This window comes from Lactobacillus taiwanensis (assembly GCF_017894345.1).
In the GTDB taxonomy this organism is placed as follows: Bacteria; Bacillota; Bacilli; order Lactobacillales; family Lactobacillaceae; genus Lactobacillus; species Lactobacillus taiwanensis.
Map to the genome: position 1 here is coordinate 334,880 of NZ_CP059276.1, position 16,471 is coordinate 351,350.

The following is a 16,471-nucleotide window of genomic DNA, read 5'->3' on the forward strand; positions in this document are numbered from 1 at the left end:
ATGCCTAGAAAAGGTAATATTGCTAAGAGAGATGTTTTAGCAGATCCAGTTTACAACTCTAAATTGGTTACTAAGTTAATTAACCACTTAATGATTGATGGTAAGAAAGCAAAGGCATCTTCAATTCTTTACGATGCTTTTGATATTATTCAAGATAAGACTGGTAAGGAACCAGTTGAAGTTTTTGAAGAAGCAATGAACAATGTTATGCCAGTTTTGGAAGTTAAAGCTCGTCGTATCGGTGGTTCTAACTACCAAATCCCAGTTGAAGTTCGTCCAGAAAGAAGAACTACTCTTGGCTTAAGATGGCTTGTTTCATACGCACGTTTACGTAATGAACATACTATGGATGAACGTCTTGCAAACGAAATTATGGATGCTGCTAACAACACTGGTTCAGCAGTTAAGAAACGTGAAGACGTCCACAGAATGGCAGAAGCAAACCGTGCATTTGCTCACTACCGCTTCTAATCGTTAGTTTGTAAAAGGAGATTAATCTTATGGCTAACAAACGTGAATTCCCTTTGGATAAGACACGTAACATTGGTATCATGGCCCACATCGATGCCGGTAAAACTACTACTACTGAACGTATTTTGTACTATACTGGTAAGATCCACAAAATTGGTGAAACTCACGAAGGTGACTCACAAATGGACTGGATGGACGAAGAAAAAGAACGTGGTATCACTATTACTTCCGCAGCTACTACTGCTCAATGGAAGGATTACAGAATTAACATTATTGATACCCCAGGACACGTTGACTTCACTATCGAAGTAGAACGTTCACTCCGTGTTCTTGATGGTGCCGTAACTGTTCTTGATGCTCAAGCTGGTGTTGAGCCACAAACTGAAAATGTTTGGCGTCAAGCTGAAACTTACGGTGTTCCTCGTATTGTTTTCGTTAACAAGATGGACAAGATCGGTGCCGACTTTGATAAGTCAGTTAAGTCATTACATGAACGCTTGAACGCAAATGCACAAGCTGTTCAAATGCCTATTGGTTCAGCAGATACTTTTGAAGGTGTTATTGACTTAATTAACATGGTAGCTGATGTTTACGATGAAGATAAGCTTGGTTCAAAATGGGATACTATTCCTGTTCCTGATGAATACAAGGAAGAAGCTTTAAAGCGTCGTAACGAATTAATTGAAGCTGTTGCTGATGTTGATGACGGTATTATGGATAAGTACCTTGGTGGAGAAGAAATCTCTAATGATGAATTAAAAGCAGCTATCCGTAAGGCTACTTTAAACTTAGAATTCTTCCCAGTTTATGCTGGTTCAGCATTTAAGAACAAGGGTGTTCAAATGATGCTTGATGGTGTTATTGATTACTTACCATCTCCACTTGACGTAAAACCTTATGTTGCTCATGATCCTAAGACTGGTGATGAGGTTGAACTTATGGCTGACGATAAGAAGCCATTTGCAGCTTTAGCATTTAAGATTGCGACTGATCCATTCGTTGGACGTTTAACTTTCATCCGTGTTTACACTGGTTCACTTCAATCTGGTTCTTACGTATTAAACGCATCAAAGAATGCTCGTGAACGTGTTGGTCGTTTACTTCAAATGCACGCTAACTCAAGAACTGAAATTCCAGAAGTATTCTCAGGTGATATTGCTGGTGCCATTGGTTTGAAGAACACTACTACTGGTGATTCTTTAACTGATCCAGATCACCCACTTATTTTGGAAAGCTTACAAGTTCCAGATCCAGTTATTCAAGTATCTGTTGAACCTAAGTCAAAAGCTGACCGTGATAAGATGGATGTTGCTTTACAAAAACTTACTGAAGAAGATCCAACTTTCCGTGCAGAAACTAACCCAGAAACTGGTCAAACTTTGATTTCTGGTATGGGTGAATTACACTTGGATATCATGGTTGAACGTATGAAACGTGAATTTAACGTTGAAGCAACTATTGGTGAACCTCAAGTTGCTTACCGTGAAACCTTCACTAAAGAAGCTAAAGCACAAGGTAAATTCGTTCGTCAATCTGGTGGTAAAGGTCAATATGGTGACGTTTGGATTGAATTTACTCCAAACGAAGAAGGTAAAGGTTACGAATTCGAAGACGCTATCGTTGGTGGTGTCGTTCCTCGTGAATTTATCCCTTCAGTTGACCAAGGTTTACAAGAAGCTATGAAGAATGGTGTTCTTGCAGGTTACCCATTAATTGATGTCAAGGCTAAGTTATACGATGGTAGCTACCACGAAGTTGACTCATCAGAAGCTGCCTTCAAGGTTGCAGCTTCTCTTGCTTTGAGAAACGCTGCTTCTAAGGCTGGTGCCGTTATTCTTGAACCTATTATGAAAGTTCAAGTAACTACTCCAGAAGAATACTTAGGTGATGTAATGGGATCAATTACAGCACGTCGTGGTTCTATGGAAGGTATGGAAGACAGAGCTGGTGCTAAGGTAATCAATTCATTTGTTCCACTTTCAGAAATGTTTGGTTATGCAACTACTTTACGTTCATCAACTCAAGGCCGTGGTACATTTACAATGGTATTTGATCACTACTCACCAACCCCTAAATCTATTCAAGCAGAAATCATCAAAAAACGTGGTGGAGAAGACGCTGAATAATATTTAAATAGATAGTAATAAAAAGAGATATCAAAAGATATCTCTTTTTTTGCAAAAAAATAAAATAAAATGTCGAGAAAGCTTGATATTTAAGGAAAGACACAGTACAATAGTAAACGTGCGAAAATATTGGAGGGGTATACTCCATGCACAGAAGCAATGCTTTGACGCAAAAGGTTGCGGCACACCAGGCTGCATTGCCACAGAGGTGAGTCGGTAATTTTTGCCGAGCTAGTCATCTTTTAAAGAAGACGAAGGAGGTTATTAGATGGCAAGTCAACAAATTCGTATTAGATTAAAGTCATACGAACATGGTATTCTCGATGAATCAGCTGCTAAGATCGTAGCTACTGCTGAAAGAACAGGAGCAGAAATTTCTGGTCCTGTTCCACTACCTACGGAAAGAACTTTATTCACTGTTTTACGTTCACCACACAAGAACAAAGATTCACGTGAACAATTTGAAATCCGTACACACAAGCGTTTAATTGATATTTTGAATCCAACACCTAAGACTGTTGATTCATTAATGAAGCTTGATTTACCAAGCGGCGTTGATATCGAGATTAAATTATAATTTAAAACATATATGGAGGTGTAATCATGACCAAAGGAATCTTAGGAAGAAAGGTCGGTATGACTCAAATCTTCACTAAAAACGGTATCTTGGTTCCTGTAACTGTTATTGAAGCAACCCCTAACGTTGTTTTACAAGTTAAAACTAACGAATCAGACGGTTACGAAGCAGTTCAAGTAGGTTACCAAGATATGCGTGAAGTATTGAGCAACAAACCTGCCAAAGGTCATGCTGCAAAAGCAAAGACTTCACCTAAGCGCTTCATTCGGGAAATCCGCGATGTCGAGCTTAAGGATTACGAAGTCGGCTCAGAAATCACGGTGGACTCATTTAGTGAAGGTGACGTAGTGGACGTTACTGGAACTACAAGAGGTCATGGTACTCAAGGTAACATCAAGCGTTGGGGCCAATCAAGAGGTCCAGAAACCCACGGTTCTAGATACCACAGAATCCCAGGTTCAATGGGTTCAATCATTAATCGTGTACCTAAGGGTAAGAAGTTACCTGGTCACATGGGTGGCAAGAAAGTTACCGTACAAAACTTAGTAATTGAAAAAGTTGTACCTGAAAAGAACGTACTTTTAATTAAGGGTAATGTTCCAGGTGCAAAGAACTCATTAATTTTTGTAAAATCTGCTGCTAAAGCTGCTAAATAGGAAGGAGGACTATAATGGCTAATTTAGAAATTATCGATCAAAAAGGTAAGTCTGCAGGTAATGTAGATTTAAATGAAGAAATCTTCGGTATTGAACCTAATGAAAGTGTTGTTTTTGATGCTATCATTAGACAAAGAGCTGGTAAGCGTCAAGGTACTTCTGCTGTAAAGAATAGATCAGCTGTTCGTGGCGGTGGTAAGAAGCCTTGGAGACAGAAAGGTACTGGTCGTGCTCGTCAAGGTTCTATTAGAGCTCCACAATGGCGTGGTGGTGGTACTGTATTTGGCCCAACTCCTCGTTCATACAAGATGGATATGCCTCGTAAAGCACGTCGTTTAGCTATGAAGTCAGTTCTTTCCCAAAAAGTTGCTGACAAAGATTTAATCATTCTTGATCAATTAACTTTAGAAGCACCTAAGACTAAAGAATTAAAGGCTATCTTAAATAATGCTAATGTTTCTGGCAAGGTTTTAGTTGTGTCTGATGATAAGAATGTTCAATTATCAGGTAAGAACCTTCCAAAAGTGAAAGTTGTACCTGTTAATGGCTTAAATGTTGTTGATGCGGTTGACTACCAAAAACTTGTATTAACTCAAGACGCTATTAAGAGAATTGAGGAGGTTTTGGCATAATGGATGCACGTGATATCATCTTACGGCCTGTAGTTACCGAAAAATCCATGAATTTAATGGATGATAAGAAGTATACTTTTGATGTGCTTGTATCAGCTACCAAGACTCAAGTTCGTAATGCTATTGAAGAAATTTTTGATGTAAAAGTTAAAAATGTCAACATTATGAATGTTCGCGGTAAAGAAAAGAGAGTTGGTCGTTACACTGGTAAGACTGCTCGCCGTAGAAAAGCAATCGTTACTTTAACTGAAGATTCTAATGATATTAAGATCTTCAATGATAATAAAGAAAATTAGTAAATAGGAGGTCAGTCAATTGGCAATTATCAAATATAAGCCAACTACAAACGGCAGACGTAATATGACTTCTTCCGACTTTGCTGAAATTACCAAGAAAAAGCCTGAAAAGACTTTACTTGAATCTCAAAGTCATACTGCTGGTCGTAATTCATACGGTCATATTACTGTTAGACACCGTGGTGGTGGTCACAAACAAAAATACCGTATCATTGACTTCAAGCGTAACAAGGACGATGTAAAAGCAGTTGTTAAAGCTATCGAATACGATCCAAACAGAACTGCTAACATTGCTCTTCTTCATTACACTGATGGTGTTAAGGCTTACATTTTAGCACCTAAAGGTTTGGAAGTTGGTACTGTTGTTGAATCTGGTCCAAATGCTGATATTAAACCAGGTAATGCATTACCATTATCTGCTATTCCAGCTGGTACTGAAATTCACAATATTGAATTAAAACCTGGTAAAGGTGGTCAATTAGTAAGAAGTGCAGGTACTGTTGCCCAAGTTCTTGGTAATGATGGTAAATACACTTTAGTTAGACTTCAAAGTGGTGAAGTTCGTAAAATTTTATCAACTTGCCGTGCTACTATTGGTTCTGTTGGTAATGAACAACACTCATTAATTCAATTAGGTAAAGCTGGTCGTAAGCGTTGGTTGGGCAAGCGTCCACAATCTCGTGGTTCCGTAATGAACCCTAACGATCACCCACATGGTGGTGGTGAAGGTAAGGCTCCAGTTGGTCGTCCACAACCTATGACTCCATGGGGTAAGAAGTCTCGTGGTATTAAGACTAGAAACTCTAAGGCTAGAAGTGAAAAACTTATTATTCGTCACCGTAAAGGTAACAAGTAATTAAACGAAGGAGGTTAATTAATGAGCCGTAGTATTAAAAAAGGTCCTTTTGCTGATGCAAGCCTTTTAAAGAAGATCGAAGCCCAAGAAGGTTCCGAAAAGAAGCAAGTAATTAAAACATGGTCTCGTCGTTCAACTATTTTCCCTTCCTTTGTTGGTTTCACAATAGCTGTTTACGATGGAAGAAAACATGTGCCAGTATACATTACTGAAGATATGGTTGGTCATAAGTTAGGTGAATTTGTACCTACTAGAACTTTCCGCGGTCACAAGGTCGCTGATAAGGCCACTACTACAGTAGGTAAATAATAGGAAGGAGAGACATCTAAATGGCAGAACAAATTAGTTCAGCTAAAGCTGAAGCAAGAACAGTTCGCATCGCTCCTAGAAAAGCCCGTTTGGTAGTAGACCTTATTCGTGGAAAGAGTGTTGCAGAAGCTCTCGCAATTTTACAATTTACGCCAAGAGCTGCTTCCCCAATCGTTGAAAAAGTTTTGAAGTCAGCTATTGCAAATGCTGAACACAACTACGATGTTGAAAGTGCAAATCTTTACGTATCTGAAGCATACGTTAACGAAGGTGCAACTTTAAAGAGATTCCGTCCACGTGCTAAAGGTATGGCTTCTCCAATTAACAAGAGAACTAGCCACGTAGTAGTTGTAGTATCTGAGAAGAACGATTAAGGGAGGTAAATTTAATGGGTCAAAAGATTAACCCAAATGGTTTCCGTCTCGGTGTTAACCGTGATTGGGAAGCAAAGTGGTATGCAGACAAAAACTACGCTGACACTTTAAATGAAGATTTACGTATTAGAAAGTTCATCTCTGAAAAGTTAGCTGATGCATCTGTTTCCACTGTGGAAATTGAACGTGCTGCAAACAGAATTAACATTTCTATCCACACTGCTAAGCCAGGTATGGTTATTGGTAAAGGTGGTAAAGAAGTTGAAGCATTGAGAAAACAACTTAGCGCTTTAACTAAGAAAAACGTTCACATTAATATTGTTGAAATTAAGAAGCCTGATTTAGATGCTAAATTAGTTGGTGAAGGTATTGCTCGTCAACTTGAAGCAAGAATTGCATTTAGACGTGCAACTCGTCAAGCAACTCAAAGATCTATGCGTTCTGGTGCTAAAGGTATCAAAGTTCAAACTGCTGGTCGTTTGAATGGTGCTGATATGGCAAGAAGAGAATGGCATACTGAAGGTAGTGTCCCACTTCATACTTTAAGAGCAGATATTGATTATGCTTGGGTAGAAGCTGCAACTACTTATGGTCAAATTGGTGTTAAGGTTTGGATTAACCGTGGTGAAATTTTGCCACAACGTAAAAACAAACCTTCTAAGAAAGCGAAGGGAGGAAACTAATAGTGTTAGTACCTAAGCGTGTAAAGCACCGTCGTGAATTTCGCGGTAAAATGCGTGGTGAAGCCAAAGGTGGAAAGACCATTGCATTTGGTGAATATGGTTTAGAAGCTGTTGAATCTCACTGGATTACTAATAGACAAATCGAAGCCGCTCGTGTTGCTATGACTCGTTTCATGAAGCGTGGTGGCCGTGTTTGGATTAGAATCTTCCCACAAAAGTCCTACACTGCAAAAGGTGTTGGTGTTCGTATGGGTTCCGGTAAAGGTGCACCAGCTGGTTGGGTAGCTGTTGTCAAAAGAGGCAAGATTATGTTTGAAATCGGTGGCGTTTCAGAAGACGTTGCTCGTGAAGCTTTAAGACTTGCTTCAAACAAGCTTCCAATTAAGACTAAGTTTGTTAAGAAGAGTTCGGAAGTAGGTGGCGAATCTAATGAAGGCTAAAGATATCAGAGCATTAACCACTGATCAAATGTTAGAAAAGGAAAAGCAATATAAAGAAGAACTTTTTAATTTGCGTTTCCAACAAGCAACGGGTCAATTAGAGAACACCGCTCGCTTGAGACAAGTCCGCAAGAATATTGCTAGAATTAAGACAATTCTTAGCGAAAAAGAATTGAGCAAGAATTAGTTAACGGAAGGGAGTTATTAACTTGAGCGAAACTAACGAAAGAAATAATCGTCACGTATACCAAGGTCGAGTTGTTTCTGACAAGATGGATAAGACTATTACAGTTGTTGTAGATACTTACAAGAACCACCCTGTTTATAAGAAGCGTATTAAGTACTCAAAGAAGTATTACGCTCATGATGAAAACAACGAAGCTAAGATTGGCGATACTGTTCGTATCATGGAAACCCGTCCATTATCACATGCGAAGCGTTACCGTCTAACTAAGATTGTTAAGAAGTCAATTTAATTACGCGGATTTTATTGAGGGGAGGATAAACTAGTGATCCAACACGAAAGCCGTTTAAAGGTTGCTGACAACTCCGGTGCAAGAGAACTCCTAGTTATCAAGATTTTAGGTGGTTCTAAGCGTAAGACCGGTAATATTGGTGATATCGTAGTTGCTGCTGTTAAACAAGCAACACCAGGTGGCGTTGTCAAAAAAGGTGATGTTGTAAAAGCAGTTATTGTTAGAACAAAATCAGGTGCACGCCGTGAAGATGGTTCATACATCAAGTTCGACGAAAATGCAGCAGTTGTAATTAATGCTGATAAGAGTCCTCGTGGAACTCGTATTTTTGGGCCAGTTGCCCGTGAACTGCGTGAGCACGATTTCATGAAGATCGTATCTCTTGCTCCTGAAGTCTTATAATTTTTTAGGGAGGTGCACTGATGTTTGTTAAAACAGGTGACAAAGTAAAAGTTATTGCCGGGAAAGATAAAGGCAAAGAAGGCACTGTACTTTCAGTCAACGCCAAGACTAACCGTATCGTTGTCAAAGGTGTTAATAAGATCAAAAAGCATGAGAAACCTTCACAAGCCAACGCTAATGGTGGTGTGGTAGAAAAAGAAGGTTCTATCCATGCATCTAATGTAAAAGTTATTGCTAAAAAAGAAAATAACGATAAATAGGAGGGAGGACGAATATGGCAAACAGTTTAGTAGAAAAATATTCAAATGAAATCGCACCAGCTATGAACAAAAAGTTTAACTACAATTCAGTTATGGAAATTCCTAAAATTGAAAAAATTGTGTTAAACATGGGTGTCGGTGATGCAGTTTCTAATGCGAAAAATCTTGATGAAGCTGTAGAAGAATTAACTTTAATCTCAGGCCAAAAGCCTTTGATTACTAAAGCTAAGAAATCAATCGCAAACTTCCGTTTACGTGAAGGTATGTCTATCGGTGCTAAGGTTACTCTTAGAGGAGATAGAATGTACGATTTCTTGTACAAGTTGATCAACGTTTCTCTTCCTCGAGTTCGTGATTTCCGTGGAATTAGTTCAAGATCATTCGATGGTCGTGGTAACTACACTTTAGGTATCAGAGAACAATTAATTTTCCCAGAAATTGACTACGACAAGGTAAACCGTGTTAGAGGTTTGGACGTTGTTATTGTAACTACTGCCAACACAGATGAAGAAGCTCGTGAACTTCTTGCTGAGTTTGGTATGCCTTTTGCTAAATAATTTGGAGGACATTAATGGCTAAAACATCACAAATCGTCAGAAATCATCGTCCTGCTAAGTTTTCATCTCGTGAATACACTCGTTGCGAGAGATGTGGCCGTCCACACTCTGTTTACCGCAAGTTCAAATTATGCCGTATTTGCTTAAAAGACTTAGCACACAAGGGTCAAATTCCTGGTGTTAAAAAGGCAAGTTGGTAATTAACGGTAAAGGAGGCAAATTAAATGGTCATGACAGATCCTATTGCAGATTACTTGACTAGAATTAGAAATGCTAATATGGCAAAACACAGTTCTGTTGAGATTCCTGCATCATCAATGAAGAAATCACTTAGTGAAATCTTAAAGAACGAAGGCTTTATTCGCGATTACCAAGTTGAAGATGACAACAAACAAGGTATGATCAAGATTTTCTTGAAATATGGTCCTAATAATGAACGTGTTATTTCAGGTTTAAAGCGTATTTCTAAGCCTGGTTTAAGAAACTATGTAAGTGCAGAAAACTTACCAAAAGTTCTTAATGGTCTTGGTATTGCTATCATTTCTACTTCTGCAGGTGTGATTACTGATAAAGAAGCTAGAGAAAAGAACGTCGGCGGCGAAGTTATTGCTTACGTTTGGTAATTTTGACAGAAAGGAGAACTATTAATGAGCCGAATTGGTTTAAAGGTCATCGAGGTTCCTGAAAAGGTCACAGTTACCAAGAATGGTGACGATATCACTGTTAAGGGACCAAAAGGTGAACTTACTAGATACTTTGATCCACGCATTACCTTTGAACAAAAAGATGGAGAAATTCATTTTAGCCGTTCAAGTGAAGCTGACAAAGCTCTTCATGGTACTGAAAGAGCAAATCTTGCTTCCATGATTGAAGGGGTAACTGATGGATATGTTAAGAAGTTAACTTTGGTTGGTGTTGGATACCGTGCAGTTGCACAAGGTAAGAAATTAACATTAAATGTTGGTTACTCTCACCCAGTTGTATTTGAAGCACCAGAAGGTATTACTGTTAAGACTCCATCAGCAACTTCAATTGAAGTTGAAGGTATTTCAAAACAAGTTGTTGGTCAATTTGCGGCAGAAATTCGTGATGTTCGTCCACCAGAACCTTATAAGGGTAAAGGTATTCGTTACGAAGATGAATATGTACGTCGCAAGGAAGGTAAGACTGGTAAATAATAAATAGAAAATTTTTGAGGTGAAATTGTGATTTCTAAACCAGATAAAAACAAATTACGCTTAAAGCGTCATAAACGTATTCGTGGAAAGATTTCTGGTACTGCTGAGCGCCCACGCTTAAGTGTTTTCCGTTCAAACAAAAACATCTACGCTCAATTAATTGATGATGTAGAGGGTGTAACGCTTGCAAGTGCCTCAACAAATGATAAAAATATTTCAGCTGAAGGTTCTAAGATGGAACAAGCTGCTGAAGTAGGTAAAGCTTTGGCTGAAACTGCTGCTAAGAAAAATATCAAGAGTGTTGTATTTGATAGAAGTGGTTACTTATACCACGGTCGTATACAAGCTCTTGCTAATGCAGCACGTGAAAACGGATTAGAATTCTAGGAAAGGAGAATTAACTAATGGCAAACCGCAACGATTCTCGTAGAGATTCTCGTAAAGATCGTAAAAAAGACGATATTGAAGATCAATTAGTAGCAATTAACCGGATCACCAAGGTTGTTAAGGGTGGTCGTCGCATGAGATTTGCTGCTGTTGTAATCGTCGGCGATAGAAAAGGTCATGTAGGTTTTGGTACTGGTAAGGCTCAAGAAGTCCCAGAAGCTATCCGCAAGGCTGTTGAAGCTGGTAAGAAGAGAATGATTAAGGTACCTACTGTTGGTACTACTATTCCACATGAAGTTATGGGCCATTACGGTTCTGGTAACATTATGTTGAAGCCTGCTGAAGCTGGTTCTGGTGTTGCTGCTGGTGGGGCTGTTCGTATTATCATGGATTTAGCTGGTATTTCAGACGTTACTTCTAAATCACTTGGTTCAAATACACCAATCAACGTTATCCGTGCTACTATGGACGGTTTGAGTAAATTAAAAACTCGTGAAGATGTTTTGAAGCTTCGTGAGTCAGCAAAAAGCTTAGAAGATTAAGGAGATTAAATAATGGATTTAAAAGTTACCTTAATTAAAAGCGTCGCACACCGTCTTCCAAAACAAAGAAAAATTGTTAAAGCTCTTGGTCTTGGTAAGGTAAATAGCACTGTTGTTCTTCCAGACAACGCTGCAACTCGTGGCGCTTTATTGAAGATTGCTCACCTGATCTCAGTTGAAGAGGTTAATAAGTAATTAGAATCCAAGGAGGTGCCAATTAATGAAGCTTAATGAATTAAAACCAAATGAAGGTTCACGTCGCAACAGAAAGCGTGTTGGTCGTGGTACTTCTAGTGGTTACGGAAAAACTGCTGGTCGCGGACAAAAAGGTCAATTAGCTCGTACTGGTGGTAAGACTCGTTTAGGTTTCGAAGGTGGTCAAATGCCATTATTCAGAAGAATGCCTAAGCGTGGTTTTAAGAATGTTAACCGCAAAGAATACGCTATTATTAATTTAAATGATTTAAATAGATTTGATGATGGTAGTGAAGTAACTATCGATACATTAAAATCATCAGGTTTAGTTAAAAAAGAACTTGCAGGAGTTAAGTTGTTAGCTAACGGTGAATTAAAGGTTAAGTTAACTGTAAAAGTTAACAAAGCCTCAGAAGCTGCTAAAAAAGCTGTTGAAGCCGCTGGCGGAACTGTTGAGGTGATCTAATGTTCTCGACCTTGAAGAACGCCTTTAAGGATAAAGATATTAGATCAAAAATCTTTTTCACTCTCTTTATCCTATTGCTTTATCGTATCGGGGCTAATATTACAGTTCCGGGTGTTAATGCAAAAGCTATTACACAGGTTGCACAAACTGGTTTGGTCCCAATGTTGGATACAGTAAGTGGTGGTGGACTAGATACATATTCTATTTTTTCACTTGGTGTTTCACCTTACATTACTGCTCAGATTGTTATCCAATTACTCCAAATGGATATTGTTCCTAAATTAGTTGAATGGGGAAAGCAAGGAGAAGTCGGAAGACGAAAAACAAATCAGGTAACACGCTATCTTACTTTAGTAGTTGCCTTCGTTCAAAGTCTTGGTATTACTCTTGGTTTTAATGTTTTAACTGAAATGGGTTTGGTTAAAACACAAACTCCTCAAACTTATATTGAGATTGCCATTATTATGACGGCTGGGACAATGCTTTTGACCTGGCTAGGTGATGAAATCACTGATAAGGGATTGGGAAATGGAGTATCTGTAATTATTTTTGCAGGAATTATTTCTCGCCTTCCGAATGGAATTTATCAATTGTTTAAAGATTTCATTATAAATAATAGTGCTAGCGATCGTTGGCAAGGGATATTGTTCTTCATCGCGATCATTATTGCCATTTTACTAGTAACTCAATTTGTTACATGGTTTCAACAGGCTGATTTACGAGTACCTATACAATATACTCGTAGAGCAGCAACAAGTGGCTCCGAAAGTTTCCTACCATTAAAGGTTAACGTTTCTGGAGTTATTCCAGTTATTTTTGCCAGTTCCTTTATTATTACACCAGCTACAATTTTGATGGCTTTCCAAAGATCTCATGGAAATGAACAATGGTTTAAGATTTGTAATCAAATTTTTAGTTTACAAACCACACCAGGTGCATTAATTTATACACTATTAATTGTTTTGTTCACTTTCTTCTATGCCTTTGTTCAAGTAAATCCAGAAAAGTTGGCTGAGAACTTGCAAAAGCAAGGAGCCTATATTCCTAGCGTTTGGCCAGGAAAAGATACACAGAAATATGTATCTAAAATTTTGATTAGATTATCTACAGTAGGTGCGGTATTTTTAGGACTTGTAGCCCTATTGCCACAACTTGCTACGAATATTTTTGGTCTTCCAAGTTCAATCGGACTAGGTGGAACAAGTCTTTTAATCGTCATTGGTGTGGTTTTAGAATTAGCTCGTCAGGTTGATGGGTTACTAATGAAGCGCGAATACGTTGGATTTATTAGATAAGTAAGGATAAAAATGATTAATTTAATTCTTTTAGGTTTGCCTGGTGCGGGCAAAGGAACAGCTTCTGAAAGTATTGTGGATAAGTATCATTTAGCTCATATTTCTACTGGCGATATGTTTAGAGAGGCTATGGCTAATGAAACTCCAGTTGGTTTAGAAGCTAAAAGTTATATTGACAAAGGTAATTTAGTTCCAGATGAAGTTACAGCTAAGTTAGTTGAAGAACGTCTTAAGCAACCTGATACTAAGAACGGTTTTATTTTAGATGGATTTCCAAGAACCACTGTTCAAGCTGAACTTCTTGAAGATATAACTAAGCGGTTAGATAAACCGTTAACTAATGTAATTGCAATTGATGTTGATGAAGATGTTTTAATAAAACGTTTATCAGCACGCTACATTTGTAAAAATTGTGGTGCAACTTATAACAAAATTTCAAATCCAACTAAGGTAGAAGGTACTTGTGATCGTTGCGGTGGACATGAATTTTTCCAACGCGAGGATGACAAGCCAGAAGTTGTTAAAAATCGCTTAGAAGTTAACAAGAAGATGAATACTCCACTTCGTAATTTTTATGAAGAAAAGGGAATTCTTTCAACTGTTAACGGTGAACAAACTCCGGAAAAAGTATTTGAAGACATTGACAAAATTTTAAGTAAAGATTAGTCAGTTATTGTTTTTTTTACGTTCCGTGTTATAATGCCTAAGTGTAACTTATTTGTTCATGTGGAGGAACAATTTTGGCAAAAGAAGATGTCATCGAAGTTGAAGGTAAGGTAGTTGATACCTTGCCTAATGCTATGTTTAAAGTTGAATTAGAAAATGGTGCAACTATTTTAGCTCATGTATCTGGTAAAATTAGAATGCACTACATTAGAATTTTACCTGGTGATAGAGTAACAGTTGAATTATCACCATATGATTTAACTAAGGGTAGGATTACGTATCGTTTTATTAAGTAATTACGGAGGCAAACATGAAAGTTAGACCATCTGTTAAACCAATGTGTGAACATTGCAAGATTATCAAAAGACATGGTCGTGTTATGGTGATTTGCTCTGCAAACCCTAAGCACAAACAACGTCAAGGTTAATAGTTATATATTTTTATTAGGAGGTGCAATTTAATGGCACGTATTGCTGGTGTTGACTTACCCAGAAATAAAAGAGTTGTAGTCGCATTAACTTATATCTATGGTATTGGTGAACCAACTGCAAAAAAGATTTGTAAAGATGCTGGTATTTCTGAAGATGTTCGTACTAATGACTTGACTCCAGAAGATCAAGAAAAATTACGTAGCGAAGTAGATAAATACCGTGTTGAAGGTGATCTTCGTCGTGAAGTTAGTCTTAACATTAAGCGTTTAGTTGAAATCGGTTCATACCGTGGTATTCGTCACCGTCGTGGCTTGCCTGTTCGTGGTCAAAATACCAAGAACAATGCTCGTACTCGTAAGGGTTCAAAGAGAAAATAATTTATTAAATAGGAGGTTAAGTTAATGGCTGCAAAGAAAACAGCACGTAAACGCCGTGTAAAGAAGCATGTTGAAAGCGGCGTTGCTCATATTCATTCTACGTTTAACAATACCTTGGTCATGATTACTGATGTACAAGGTAACGCAGTCGCATGGTCTTCCGCTGGTGCTTTAGGTTTCAAGGGTAGTCGTAAGTCTACACCATTTGCTGCTCAAATGGCCGCAGAAGCAGCTGCAAAATCTGCAATGGATCAAGGCATGAAGCATGTTGAAGTTTCAGTTAAGGGACCTGGTGCAGGTCGTGAAGCTGCTATTAGAGCACTTCAAGCTGCAGGTCTTGAAATTACTGCAATTCGCGACGTTACTCCAGTGCCGCACAACGGTTCCAGACCACCAAAACGTCGTCGTGTCTAGTTTATTCCTGCGTGCAGGACATTACGTTTTGAAAGGGGCCCAGTAATGATTGAATTTGAAAAACCAAATATTACCGTAGTAGACCAAGAGGAGGCATACGGTAAGTTTGTTGTCGAACCACTGGAACGCGGTTTCGGGACTACTTTAGGTAACTCACTCCGTCGAGTTTTACTTACTTCTATTCCAGGTACGGCACTTTCTTACATTCAGATTGATGGAGTATTGCATGAATTTTCAACAATTCCTGGCGTAAGAGAAGACGTCACGAAAATTATTCTTAATTTGAAGAAACTAGAGTTAAAGTCACTCTCAGATGAAGAAAAAATTGCTGAAATCGATGTAACTGGTCCAGCAATCGTAACTGCTGCTGATTTAAAGGTCGACTCTGATATTGAGGTCTTAAATCCAGATCAATATATTTGTAGTATTGCTGATGGTGGCCATTTGCATATGAACGTTGCGATCAAATCTGGTCGTGGTTATGTTCCCGCAAGTGAAAACAAGACAGATGACATGCCTATTGGTGTCATCCCCGTTGATTCACTCTTTTCACCAATCAAAAAAGTTAACTACCAAGTTGAAAGTGCTCGTGTTGGTAAAAGAGACGATTATGACAAATTAACTTTAGAAATTTGGACTGATGGTTCAATCACACCTAATGATGCCCTTAGTTTCGCTGCGAAGATTCTTGTAGAACACTTCAAGGTATTTATGTCTACTGATATGGATGCGCAGTTTGATGATGTAATGGTAGAAAAAGAGGACGATAAGAACGAGAAGAAGCTTGAAATGACGATCGAAGAGCTTGATCTATCTGTTCGTTCCTATAACTGCTTGAAACGTGCAGGAATTAATACTGTTCAAGAATTAACTGATAAATCTGAAGCAGATATGATGCGTGTACGTAACTTAGGACGTAAGTCATTAGAAGAAGTAAAGAATAAACTTGCCGACCTTGGTCTATCACTTCGTCAAGATGACTAAGTTGGAATAATAAGGAGGGAAAACTCATGGCATACCGTAAATTAGGTCGCGATAGTGCACACAGAAAAGCAATGCTTAGAGAAATGACTACCCAATTGATCATGAACGAACGCATTGTTACTACTGAAACCCGTGCTAAAGAAATCCGTAAAACTACCGAAAAAATGATTACTTTAGGTAAACGCGGTGATTTAAGTGCTAGAAGAAAGGCTGCTGCTTTTGTTCGTAATGAAATCGCTGATATTCACGAAGAAAAAGATGCAGTTGTTGTAAAATCAGCACTTCAAAAACTTTTCAGTGATATTGCACCTCGTTACAAAGACCGTAATGGTGGATACACTAGAATGTATAAGTTAGCTAACCCACGTAAGGGTGATGCTGCTCCAATGGTAATCATTGAATTAGTTTAATAACGTTAATT

General features: G+C 38.3%; 31 protein-coding genes. All 31 read left to right on the forward strand.

Annotated features, from left to right (window positions below):
• On the forward strand, positions 1 to 471 hold the full coding sequence (rpsG, locus tag H1A07_RS01555) for a 30S ribosomal protein S7 (RefSeq protein WP_094522489.1): 471 nt from the start codon (positions 1 to 3) through the stop codon (positions 469 to 471).
• 29 nt (positions 472 to 500) lie between these two features.
• Positions 501 to 2,597, forward strand: coding sequence for an elongation factor G (fusA, locus tag H1A07_RS01560; RefSeq protein ID WP_057717990.1), 2,097 nt, complete (start codon positions 501 to 503; stop codon positions 2,595 to 2,597).
• Between the two features lie 268 nt (positions 2,598 to 2,865).
• Entirely contained in the window at positions 2,866 to 3,174 is a 309-nt protein-coding gene (gene rpsJ, locus H1A07_RS01565; protein ID WP_210145175.1) for a 30S ribosomal protein S10, read from the forward strand.
• Between the two features lie 26 nt (positions 3,175 to 3,200).
• Entirely contained in the window at positions 3,201 to 3,830 is a 630-nt protein-coding gene (gene rplC / locus H1A07_RS01570; protein ID WP_003649467.1) for a 50S ribosomal protein L3, read from the forward strand.
• Between the two features lie 14 nt (positions 3,831 to 3,844).
• A complete protein-coding gene (gene rplD, locus H1A07_RS01575) occupies positions 3,845 to 4,462 on the forward strand; it encodes a 50S ribosomal protein L4 (protein ID WP_057717988.1) in 618 nt (205 codons plus the stop codon).
• On the forward strand, positions 4,462 to 4,758 hold the full coding sequence (gene rplW / locus H1A07_RS01580; RefSeq protein WP_004895873.1) for a 50S ribosomal protein L23: 297 nt from the start codon (positions 4,462 to 4,464) through the stop codon (positions 4,756 to 4,758). Before rplD ends, rplW begins: the two co-directional genes overlap by 1 nt.
• 19 nt (positions 4,759 to 4,777) lie before the next feature.
• Positions 4,778 to 5,614 carry a 50S ribosomal protein L2 gene (gene rplB / locus H1A07_RS01585; protein ID WP_057717987.1) on the forward strand — a complete coding sequence of 279 codons (837 nt, stop codon included), beginning with the start codon at positions 4,778 to 4,780 and terminating at the stop codon, positions 5,612 to 5,614.
• A gap of 21 nt (positions 5,615 to 5,635) precedes the next feature.
• Complete coding sequence (gene rpsS / locus H1A07_RS01590; RefSeq protein WP_003647831.1) at positions 5,636 to 5,923, forward strand: 30S ribosomal protein S19; 288 nt, start codon at positions 5,636 to 5,638, stop codon at positions 5,921 to 5,923.
• Positions 5,924 to 5,943: 20 nt separating this feature from the next.
• Complete coding sequence (rplV, locus tag H1A07_RS01595; protein WP_210145176.1) at positions 5,944 to 6,297, forward strand: 50S ribosomal protein L22; 354 nt, start codon at positions 5,944 to 5,946, stop codon at positions 6,295 to 6,297.
• A gap of 14 nt (positions 6,298 to 6,311) precedes the next feature.
• Complete coding sequence (gene rpsC, locus H1A07_RS01600; RefSeq protein WP_003649464.1) at positions 6,312 to 6,980, forward strand: 30S ribosomal protein S3; 669 nt, start codon at positions 6,312 to 6,314, stop codon at positions 6,978 to 6,980.
• A 2-nt stretch (positions 6,981 to 6,982) separates the two neighbouring features.
• Positions 6,983 to 7,420: a 50S ribosomal protein L16 gene (gene rplP / locus H1A07_RS01605; protein WP_057717986.1), complete on the forward strand. Its 438-nt coding sequence runs from the start codon at positions 6,983 to 6,985 to the stop codon at positions 7,418 to 7,420.
• Positions 7,410 to 7,607 (forward strand): 50S ribosomal protein L29, encoded by a 198-nt coding sequence (gene rpmC / locus H1A07_RS01610; protein WP_003647828.1) that lies wholly within the window; start codon positions 7,410 to 7,412, stop codon positions 7,605 to 7,607. Before rplP ends, rpmC begins: the two co-directional genes overlap by 11 nt.
• Positions 7,608 to 7,629: 22 nt before the next feature.
• Positions 7,630 to 7,896: a 30S ribosomal protein S17 gene (gene rpsQ / locus H1A07_RS01615; protein WP_003647827.1), complete on the forward strand. Its 267-nt coding sequence runs from the start codon at positions 7,630 to 7,632 to the stop codon at positions 7,894 to 7,896.
• A gap of 33 nt (positions 7,897 to 7,929) precedes the next feature.
• Positions 7,930 to 8,298, forward strand: a complete 369-nt coding sequence (rplN, locus tag H1A07_RS01620) for a 50S ribosomal protein L14 (protein ID WP_003647826.1) — start codon at positions 7,930 to 7,932, stop codon at positions 8,296 to 8,298.
• 20 nt (positions 8,299 to 8,318) lie between these two features.
• The gene (rplX, locus tag H1A07_RS01625) at positions 8,319 to 8,558 is read left to right on the forward strand and encodes a 50S ribosomal protein L24 (protein ID WP_057717985.1); all 240 of its coding nucleotides are present in this window, start codon (positions 8,319 to 8,321) and stop codon (positions 8,556 to 8,558) included.
• A gap of 14 nt (positions 8,559 to 8,572) precedes the next feature.
• The gene (rplE, locus tag H1A07_RS01630) at positions 8,573 to 9,115 is read left to right on the forward strand and encodes a 50S ribosomal protein L5 (RefSeq protein ID WP_210145177.1); all 543 of its coding nucleotides are present in this window, start codon (positions 8,573 to 8,575) and stop codon (positions 9,113 to 9,115) included.
• Between the two features lie 14 nt (positions 9,116 to 9,129).
• Positions 9,130 to 9,315, forward strand: coding sequence for a type Z 30S ribosomal protein S14 (locus tag H1A07_RS01635; RefSeq protein WP_003647824.1), 186 nt, complete (start codon positions 9,130 to 9,132; stop codon positions 9,313 to 9,315).
• Between the two features lie 24 nt (positions 9,316 to 9,339).
• Positions 9,340 to 9,738: a 30S ribosomal protein S8 gene (rpsH, locus tag H1A07_RS01640; protein ID WP_003647823.1), complete on the forward strand. Its 399-nt coding sequence runs from the start codon at positions 9,340 to 9,342 to the stop codon at positions 9,736 to 9,738.
• Positions 9,739 to 9,762: 24 nt separating this feature from the next.
• Positions 9,763 to 10,293 (forward strand): 50S ribosomal protein L6, encoded by a 531-nt coding sequence (gene rplF, locus H1A07_RS01645; RefSeq protein WP_057717983.1) that lies wholly within the window; start codon positions 9,763 to 9,765, stop codon positions 10,291 to 10,293.
• Positions 10,294 to 10,320: 27 nt separating this feature from the next.
• Positions 10,321 to 10,680 (forward strand): 50S ribosomal protein L18, encoded by a 360-nt coding sequence (gene rplR, locus H1A07_RS01650; RefSeq protein WP_210145178.1) that lies wholly within the window; start codon positions 10,321 to 10,323, stop codon positions 10,678 to 10,680.
• Between the two features lie 17 nt (positions 10,681 to 10,697).
• On the forward strand, positions 10,698 to 11,222 hold the full coding sequence (rpsE, locus tag H1A07_RS01655) for a 30S ribosomal protein S5 (protein ID WP_003647820.1): 525 nt from the start codon (positions 10,698 to 10,700) through the stop codon (positions 11,220 to 11,222).
• Between the two features lie 9 nt (positions 11,223 to 11,231).
• Entirely contained in the window at positions 11,232 to 11,417 is a 186-nt protein-coding gene (rpmD, locus tag H1A07_RS01660; protein ID WP_024273012.1) for a 50S ribosomal protein L30, read from the forward strand.
• Between the two features lie 25 nt (positions 11,418 to 11,442).
• Entirely contained in the window at positions 11,443 to 11,883 is a 441-nt protein-coding gene (gene rplO, locus H1A07_RS01665; RefSeq protein ID WP_003649460.1) for a 50S ribosomal protein L15, read from the forward strand.
• Positions 11,883 to 13,178 carry a preprotein translocase subunit SecY gene (gene secY, locus H1A07_RS01670; protein WP_210145179.1) on the forward strand — a complete coding sequence of 432 codons (1,296 nt, stop codon included), beginning with the start codon at positions 11,883 to 11,885 and terminating at the stop codon, positions 13,176 to 13,178. Before rplO ends, secY begins: the two co-directional genes overlap by 1 nt.
• 12 nt (positions 13,179 to 13,190) lie before the next feature.
• Positions 13,191 to 13,844, forward strand: coding sequence for an adenylate kinase (locus H1A07_RS01675; RefSeq protein ID WP_210145180.1), 654 nt, complete (start codon positions 13,191 to 13,193; stop codon positions 13,842 to 13,844).
• Positions 13,845 to 13,918: 74 nt separating this feature from the next.
• Entirely contained in the window at positions 13,919 to 14,140 is a 222-nt protein-coding gene (infA, locus tag H1A07_RS01680) for a translation initiation factor IF-1 (protein ID WP_003647816.1), read from the forward strand.
• A gap of 14 nt (positions 14,141 to 14,154) precedes the next feature.
• Complete coding sequence (gene rpmJ / locus H1A07_RS01685; protein WP_003647815.1) at positions 14,155 to 14,271, forward strand: 50S ribosomal protein L36; 117 nt, start codon at positions 14,155 to 14,157, stop codon at positions 14,269 to 14,271.
• A 33-nt stretch (positions 14,272 to 14,304) separates the two neighbouring features.
• On the forward strand, positions 14,305 to 14,652 hold the full coding sequence (gene rpsM / locus H1A07_RS01690; protein WP_057717980.1) for a 30S ribosomal protein S13: 348 nt from the start codon (positions 14,305 to 14,307) through the stop codon (positions 14,650 to 14,652).
• A gap of 24 nt (positions 14,653 to 14,676) precedes the next feature.
• Positions 14,677 to 15,066 carry a 30S ribosomal protein S11 gene (gene rpsK / locus H1A07_RS01695; protein WP_003647813.1) on the forward strand — a complete coding sequence of 130 codons (390 nt, stop codon included), beginning with the start codon at positions 14,677 to 14,679 and terminating at the stop codon, positions 15,064 to 15,066.
• 45 nt (positions 15,067 to 15,111) lie between these two features.
• Positions 15,112 to 16,050, forward strand: a complete 939-nt coding sequence (locus H1A07_RS01700) for a DNA-directed RNA polymerase subunit alpha (RefSeq protein WP_057717979.1) — start codon at positions 15,112 to 15,114, stop codon at positions 16,048 to 16,050.
• Positions 16,051 to 16,076: 26 nt separating this feature from the next.
• Positions 16,077 to 16,460, forward strand: a complete 384-nt coding sequence (gene rplQ / locus H1A07_RS01705; protein WP_003649454.1) for a 50S ribosomal protein L17 — start codon at positions 16,077 to 16,079, stop codon at positions 16,458 to 16,460.
• The last annotated feature ends 11 nt before the right edge of the window (positions 16,461 to 16,471 follow it).

What these genes read in the sequence shown, in the direction of transcription:
- rpsH (WP_003647823.1), top strand. Translation starts at nt 9,340, where the DNA reads ATGGTCATGACAGATCCTATTGCAGATTACTTGACTAGAATTAGAAAT.
- rplE (WP_210145177.1), top strand. Translation starts at nt 8,573, where the DNA reads ATGGCAAACAGTTTAGTAGAAAAATATTCAAATGAAATCGCACCAGCT.
- rpsC (WP_003649464.1), top strand. Translation starts at nt 6,312, where the DNA reads ATGGGTCAAAAGATTAACCCAAATGGTTTCCGTCTCGGTGTTAACCGT.
- rplV (WP_210145176.1), top strand. Translation starts at nt 5,944, where the DNA reads ATGGCAGAACAAATTAGTTCAGCTAAAGCTGAAGCAAGAACAGTTCGC.
- rpmJ (WP_003647815.1), top strand. Translation starts at nt 14,155, where the DNA reads ATGAAAGTTAGACCATCTGTTAAACCAATGTGTGAACATTGCAAGATT.
- rpsS (WP_003647831.1), top strand. Translation starts at nt 5,636, where the DNA reads ATGAGCCGTAGTATTAAAAAAGGTCCTTTTGCTGATGCAAGCCTTTTA.
- H1A07_RS01700 (WP_057717979.1), top strand. Translation starts at nt 15,112, where the DNA reads ATGATTGAATTTGAAAAACCAAATATTACCGTAGTAGACCAAGAGGAG.
- rpmC (WP_003647828.1), top strand. Translation starts at nt 7,410, where the DNA reads ATGAAGGCTAAAGATATCAGAGCATTAACCACTGATCAAATGTTAGAA.
- secY (WP_210145179.1), top strand. Translation starts at nt 11,883, where the DNA reads ATGTTCTCGACCTTGAAGAACGCCTTTAAGGATAAAGATATTAGATCA.
- fusA (WP_057717990.1), top strand. Translation starts at nt 501, where the DNA reads ATGGCTAACAAACGTGAATTCCCTTTGGATAAGACACGTAACATTGGT.
- rpsE (WP_003647820.1), top strand. Translation starts at nt 10,698, where the DNA reads ATGGCAAACCGCAACGATTCTCGTAGAGATTCTCGTAAAGATCGTAAA.
- rplC (WP_003649467.1), top strand. Translation starts at nt 3,201, where the DNA reads ATGACCAAAGGAATCTTAGGAAGAAAGGTCGGTATGACTCAAATCTTC.
- rplW (WP_004895873.1), top strand. Translation starts at nt 4,462, where the DNA reads ATGGATGCACGTGATATCATCTTACGGCCTGTAGTTACCGAAAAATCC.
- rplD (WP_057717988.1), top strand. Translation starts at nt 3,845, where the DNA reads ATGGCTAATTTAGAAATTATCGATCAAAAAGGTAAGTCTGCAGGTAAT.
- rpsG (WP_094522489.1), top strand. Translation starts at nt 1, where the DNA reads ATGCCTAGAAAAGGTAATATTGCTAAGAGAGATGTTTTAGCAGATCCA.
- rplF (WP_057717983.1), top strand. Translation starts at nt 9,763, where the DNA reads ATGAGCCGAATTGGTTTAAAGGTCATCGAGGTTCCTGAAAAGGTCACA.
- rpsK (WP_003647813.1), top strand. Translation starts at nt 14,677, where the DNA reads ATGGCTGCAAAGAAAACAGCACGTAAACGCCGTGTAAAGAAGCATGTT.
- rplO (WP_003649460.1), top strand. Translation starts at nt 11,443, where the DNA reads ATGAAGCTTAATGAATTAAAACCAAATGAAGGTTCACGTCGCAACAGA.
- rplQ (WP_003649454.1), top strand. Translation starts at nt 16,077, where the DNA reads ATGGCATACCGTAAATTAGGTCGCGATAGTGCACACAGAAAAGCAATG.
- rplX (WP_057717985.1), top strand. Translation starts at nt 8,319, where the DNA reads ATGTTTGTTAAAACAGGTGACAAAGTAAAAGTTATTGCCGGGAAAGAT.
- rpsM (WP_057717980.1), top strand. Translation starts at nt 14,305, where the DNA reads ATGGCACGTATTGCTGGTGTTGACTTACCCAGAAATAAAAGAGTTGTA.
- rpsJ (WP_210145175.1), top strand. Translation starts at nt 2,866, where the DNA reads ATGGCAAGTCAACAAATTCGTATTAGATTAAAGTCATACGAACATGGT.
- H1A07_RS01635 (WP_003647824.1), top strand. Translation starts at nt 9,130, where the DNA reads ATGGCTAAAACATCACAAATCGTCAGAAATCATCGTCCTGCTAAGTTT.
- H1A07_RS01675 (WP_210145180.1), top strand. Translation starts at nt 13,191, where the DNA reads ATGATTAATTTAATTCTTTTAGGTTTGCCTGGTGCGGGCAAAGGAACA.